At 46.2% G+C, this 5835-nt stretch carries 6 protein-coding genes; 3 read left to right on the top strand and 3 right to left on the bottom strand.

The features are described from left to right. Positions 1-81: 81 nt before the first annotated feature. Positions 82-1095, bottom strand: a complete 1014-nt coding sequence (locus tag B4033_RS07745; RefSeq protein ID WP_004809844.1) for a CorA family divalent cation transporter — start codon at positions 1093-1095, stop codon at positions 82-84. Positions 1096-1248: 153 nt separating this feature from the next. On the opposite strand from B4033_RS07745, the gene B4033_RS07750 reads away from it, so the two are divergent. Together B4033_RS07750 and B4033_RS07755 are read left to right on the top strand one after the other, a co-directional pair. Beyond that, on the top strand, positions 1249-1839 hold the full coding sequence (locus tag B4033_RS07750; protein ID WP_286833000.1) for a TIGR00730 family Rossman fold protein: 591 nt from the start codon (positions 1249-1251) through the stop codon (positions 1837-1839). A 31-nt stretch (positions 1840-1870) separates the two neighbouring features. Then, a complete protein-coding gene (locus B4033_RS07755; protein WP_076754388.1) occupies positions 1871-2272 on the top strand; it encodes an NUDIX hydrolase in 402 nt (133 codons plus the stop codon). Position 2273: 1 nt separating this feature from the next. On the opposite strand, the gene B4033_RS07760 is transcribed toward B4033_RS07755, so the two are convergent. Then, entirely contained in the window at positions 2274-2909 is a 636-nt protein-coding gene (locus B4033_RS07760; RefSeq protein ID WP_076754385.1) for a ComF family protein, read from the bottom strand. Next, positions 2896-4941 carry an ATP-dependent DNA helicase RecG gene (gene recG, locus B4033_RS07765; RefSeq protein ID WP_286832979.1) on the bottom strand — a complete coding sequence of 682 codons (2046 nt, stop codon included), beginning with the start codon at positions 4939-4941 and terminating at the stop codon, positions 2896-2898. The genes B4033_RS07760 and recG overlap by 14 nt, the downstream gene beginning before the upstream one ends. 34 nt (positions 4942-4975) lie before the next feature. Here recG and B4033_RS07770 point away from each other — a divergent pair, with 34 nt between their 5' ends. Further along, positions 4976-5794 carry an NAD-dependent epimerase/dehydratase family protein gene (locus tag B4033_RS07770; protein ID WP_286832981.1) on the top strand — a complete coding sequence of 273 codons (819 nt, stop codon included), beginning with the start codon at positions 4976-4978 and terminating at the stop codon, positions 5792-5794. The last annotated feature ends 41 nt before the right edge of the window (positions 5795-5835 follow it).

Consider the following 5835-nt stretch of genomic DNA (forward strand, 5'->3'; position numbering starts at 1 on the left):
AAGTTGACGAGGGATTAAATAGATATAAATTAAATACAGAGATTTCTTGCGCTTTGCTTTGAAGCAGCGCCCAAAGCTTGCTCAAATCCATTTCTTCCATCTAAAGTAAATCAATGGTCCAATGAAGAATGCGACCAGAATCAGCCCGACAATAATAAAGCTGGTGGTGCCATGTGCAAAAGGCAGAACTTCTGTGTTCATCCCATAAATACTCGCAATCAGCATCGGTGGCGCAAGCATACTTGGCAGGATCGAGAATCGACGGATCGTGTCATTCTGTTCGGTATTAATGAATCCGGAAGTAGTATCAAGCAGGAATCGCACCTTTTGGAACAGGAACGCATCATGCTCAACCAGAGAGCGTACATCTTCACTGAGCTCTCGAATGTCCGCATCGTAGATATGACTACCGAGCGCCCGTGGACGGGACAGGAAGGTCAGTACCCGGCGTAAATCGATCAGACAGAGCTGGGCTTTTCCAAGCATATCCTCGAGCTGTGCCAGACGGGTAATCATGTCATCCAGATCCAGAATCTGTTCACGATGGCGGTTATTCAGAACTTCGGTTGAGTATTTTTCCAGATCCTTGTGCACATCTTCCAGAATATCCGCCAGCTCATCCAGCTTGGCTTCAAGCAGGCCAAGTAGAATCCAGGTCGGATCCTTATAATCAATCTCATAATCATTGCGGCGCGCACGAGCACGAAAGGCACGGAACGCGACCAGTTTTTCCCCACGCAAGGTAAACAGCCGATCTTTATGCAGAATGAAGGCGACGGTTTGCACCGTAGCTAAAATGCTGGATTGATCTTCGGTATCTTCTTCTACCTGATAGTTTTTATTTTTCGTTAAAAAATAAGTGCTGATATGCAAAATACCGTCATCATCGCGGTAGAATCGGGCACTGGATGAAATGTCTTCTAATGATTTGAGGGTAGGAAGATTTTGCTCATAAGCGTCCATGATCCATTGCTGCTCTTCCTGTGAAGGTGCAATCAGATCAACCCAAACCAAATCTTGATGTAAATCAAAGTCGCCATTAATAGTGGCATCTTCTAGGCTACCGCGCTCTGTGGCATAAAAGGCTTCAAGCATGCTGTCTTTTCTCCCTTGCGCAGTATGTAAATTGGAATGGGTGTATTTTAGACAAGGAATTGAATAAAAACACTGATTGAACAGTTATTTTTTTAAAAAAAGCTTCGATCAGGGATTCCTTGCGATACAGCTAGAACTAAATGGTGAAAAATGATGAATTCTATCGCAATTTTTTGTGGTTCCGCACTGGGGATCGCACCTGTTTATACCCAGATTGCTGAAAAAGTCGGCCAGACGCTGGCATCTAGACAGCAAACTCTGATTTATGGTGGTGGCCGTTCAGGCTTGATGGGAATTGTTGCGGACAGTACTCTGGCTGCGGGCGGCCAAGTGATTGGGGTGATTCCAAAGCAGCTGGTAGACCGTGAACTGGCCCATCCTGGTCTGACTGAACTGCATATTGTTGAAAATATGCACGCGCGCAAAACCAAAATGTCAGAACTGGCAGATGGTTTTATTGCGATACCGGGTGGTGTAGGAACACTGGAAGAAATCTTTGAGCAATGGACCTGGGCACAGCTCGGTATTCATGAAAAGCCATGTGCATTTTTAAATGCAGAAAACTTCTATACCGGTTTGATTCAATTTATTCAGCACACGACTGAACAGGGTTTTACCAAGGCACGTTTTACCGAGAAACTCATTGTTAGTGAAGAAATTGAAGCAATTCTGGATGCTTTTGAGAATTATCAACCACCGCAAGCGAAATGGGGGATGGTTGATCAGCAAGATCTTGTGAAATAAGCCCATTGATCATTTTTAAATTTGAGTTGTTATGAAAGTTATTACTGTTGCCGCCGGCATTGTACTGAATGAAGCACAGCAATTATTGGTTGTACGTAAGAAAGGCACCAGCTGCTTTATGCAGGTGGGTGGCAAGCTGGAACCGAATGAAGCACCTGAAGTGACGATTGTTCGTGAAATCCAGGAAGAAATCTGCTGTCAGGCTGAAGTGCAGCAATTTGTGGGTCGTTTTGAAACGAAGACCGCGAATGAACCCGACCACCAACTGGTCAGTTATGTATATCTGGTCAAACTGGATCAAATGCCCAAAATTGAGGCGGAGATTGCCGAGATGAAATGGATTGATCTTAATGAACGAGACTTAGCACTGGCCCCATTAACCACAGAAATTGTGATTCCATGGGTGAAGTCAAATCTATTGGCCCAAGCTTAATTTAAAGCTTTGCACCTGCGACACAGGCTGTATAAATTTGCTGGCAGCCAAGTTCTTCGAGCTTCTGATTAAGTGCACGAATTGAACTGCCAGTTGTTACCACATCATCAATAATCAGTACTTTACGATAACGCAATTTTGATGATGTACTGATCTGAAATTGTGCTTCAATATCTTCAATCCGTTCCAGGCGGCTTAAGCCTTTTTGTGAATGCTGTTTGAGCCGGCTCACCGGTTGCCATACTGGAACTTGAAGATGCTTTGCGACCTGTTTAGCCAGCAGTAAGGACTGGTTATAGCCACGCTGTACCAGTTTGTCTGTCGAGATTGGCATCGGAACGACTGCGCTGACTTTGGGAAGTTTTAAACTGATAAGCGTGCCTGCTAACAAGTTTTCCAGATAAAGCTTCTGCTCATATTTGAACAACTGAATCAGACGATCCATCGGATAATCATAATGGCAGGCAATCTGTACCTGCATTTCCTGGCGCTGGATGGTCTGATGTGCCCAAGGTAGCTGGTTCCAGCAATCCTGGCATACTGAATAAATTGTTTGATAATCGTTATGACAAAGCTGGCAGGGCTGTAACTTGCCCAGCCAATGCTTGCCTTGCTGAATCAGCTTAGACATAGGCATATCGTGGTGCCTCAGGTAACCAGCGTTTTAATAACGCAACGGCCTGTTTTGGATAATCCTTTAACATCTGCTGCGCCACATAATGTGCCTGATTGAGCAGGTGGTCATCGCGTTCCAGCTTGGCTACCCGGAAACCCATATCTCCGGTTTGTTTGGTGCCAAGCAGTTCACCTGGACCACGCAGTTCCAGATCCTTTTCCGCGATGATAAATCCGTCATTGGTTTCACGCATGATACGCAAACGTTCCTGACCATTCTGAGAAAGGGGATGCTTATACAGAAGTACACAGAAACTGGCTTTGGCACCCCGGCCAACACGTCCACGCAGCTGATGCAGTTGTGAGAGTCCGAGACGCTCGGCATTCTCAATCACCATCAGAGAAGCATTCGGTACATCGACACCCACCTCAATCACGGTCGTGGCAATCAATAGCTGCAATTCATTATTTTTAAATTGTTGCATCACCGCCTGCTTTTCATCAGGCTTCATCTTGCCATGGACCAGACCGATATTGATTTCCGGGAAGCGTTCCTTAATTTCGGCAAAAGTGGCTTCTGCTGCTTGGGCATCTAAAGTTTCTGACTGTTCGACCAGAGTACAGACCCAATACGCTTGCTTGCCTTCAGCACAGTTAGTGGCAATACGCTGTAGTACTTCTTCACGGCGATCCAGTGGGATAGTTACGGTTTGGATCGGGGTACGACCTGGTGGCAGTTCATCAATAACTGAAGTGTCCAGATCGCCATACGCAGACATGGCAAGCGTACGTGGAATTGGTGTCGCCGTCATGACCAGTTGATGCGGTGACATGCCATCTAGCCCTTTATTGCGTAGAGCCAGACGCTGATCCACACCAAAGCGATGCTGCTCATCAATAATTACCAGCCCCAATTTGGCAAACTCGACATTTTCCTGAAACAAGGCATGGGTGCCGACCACCAGATTGGCACTGCCATCTTTAATGCTTTGTTCTGCCGCAGTACGGGCTTTACCTTTTTGTTTGCCAGATAACCAGGAAACAGTCAGTCCCAGTGGCTCAAACCATTTTTTAAAATTCAGATAATGCTGTTCTGCCAGAATTTCGGTTGGTGCCATGAGGGCCACTTGCCAGCCTTCTTCCAGAGCATGACAGGCTGCCACACCAGCAACCAATGTTTTACCTGCACCGACATCGCCCTGTACCAGACGCAACATCGGTTTGTTGCCTTTCATGTCATGGGCAACTTCTCGTGAAACACGTTTTTGCGCCCCCGTCATTTCAAAAGGTAGACCCGCGAGCAACAGTTTGGCATAACGCTTACTTGGTGAAAATGCAGGCGCTTCAATCTGCTGAATAAAGGCACGGCGGGTCAGTAAACTGATCTGATGCGCGACCAGTTCCTCAAAGATCAAACGCTGCTGGGCGGGGTGGGAACCCTGTGCCAGCTGCAACATATTGGCATCGACTGGAGGATGATGAATATATTCCAGTGCCTGCTTCAGGTCATAGCCATTGCTGAATTGAGCTGGTAACAGTTCCGGCAGATCATCACTGTGTAGGGCGAGCGCCTGCTTGATATATTCACGTAATTTGGGTTGGGTCAGGCCTTCAGTTGCCGGATAGATCGCCGTAAGTTGTGTCTGCGGAAGTGGGGTATGTTCAGTAATGACCTGTAATTCGGGGTGATACATTTCCAGGCCACGGGCACCAACACGCACTTCGCCAAAAACTCTTAATCTTGCACCAACTTTGCAGCGGTCGGTAATGCCTTTATAGATATGATAGAAACGTAGCGTCACCTTGCCGCAATCATCATCCAGCAGTACGGCCATGGACTTGCGTTTACCTGGTGGAAAATCTACGCCTTTGACAATACCTTCCAGCAAATAGCTACGTCCCACAGTCAATTGATTCATGGGAATGATCGTGCTACGGTCTTCGTAGTCACGTGGCAGATGAAAGAGCAAATCATCAGTTGTGAACAGATTTAATTTTTCAAGTAATGTGGCGGCGGCATTGCCGACACCTTGTAACTGATGGACTGCAGCCATGTCCCCTCAACCAGGTTTTGTGATTCGGTGCTGAATGCATATTTTATTTATCGGTTATGGTAAAACATCCGCACGCATAGCTAAACAATTATTTGAGCAAGGTCATCAAATTAGCACAATCAGTCGCAGTGCGAAAACAGATTCCTGTGCCACTCATCATGTTCAGGATGTGCATCAGCTCGATTTAATCAGCCTTGCACCGATTGACTGGGTCTACGTCTTGCTCAGTCCTGACCAGAGTACGTTCGAAGCTTATCAGCAGACTTATCTGGACTCAGTCGGTCCAATTGTGACTGCGCTAAAATCCCATCCGGTAAAACGTCTGGTTGTCGTATCATCCACCCGCGTCTATGGCAAGAATGCCGGAGAGCGGGTGGATGATGACAGCCCAATTCATCCGAATGATCCGCAAGGCAAAGTCTTGCATCAAATGGAGCAGACTTATTTAGCTGCTTATCCAGACCAATGTACGATCATCCGCCCAAGTGGGATTTATGGAACTTCAGTTGCACGCTTGAAAAAAATGGCACGATCTATGACCAGTTATCCAAATTTGCATTGGTCGAATCGGATTCATATTGAAGACTTGTCACGTTTTATGGCTGAGATGATTCACGTGGAATATCTTGAGTCTTCATATATTTTGACCAATAACCAGCCACAACTGTTGCATGAAGTTCTGCAATGGTTTCAGCAGCAGAGGGGGCTTCCTTTGCTTAAAGTTGAGAGCGAGCAGATGACGGGTAAAAAGCTCTATGCCACACGTATGCAAAAAATGGGATATGAGTTGAAGCATCCGGACTGTTATGAGGATTATTTGGAATTGATGAAGTTATCCACTCATCTTGAATAAAGTTGAGTTCCCTCTCCTTTTTAGGAGAGGGTTAGGGAGAG

The organism is Acinetobacter sp. UBA3132 (assembly GCF_002364825.1).
Classification (GTDB): domain Bacteria; phylum Pseudomonadota; class Gammaproteobacteria; order Pseudomonadales; family Moraxellaceae; genus Acinetobacter; species Acinetobacter schindleri.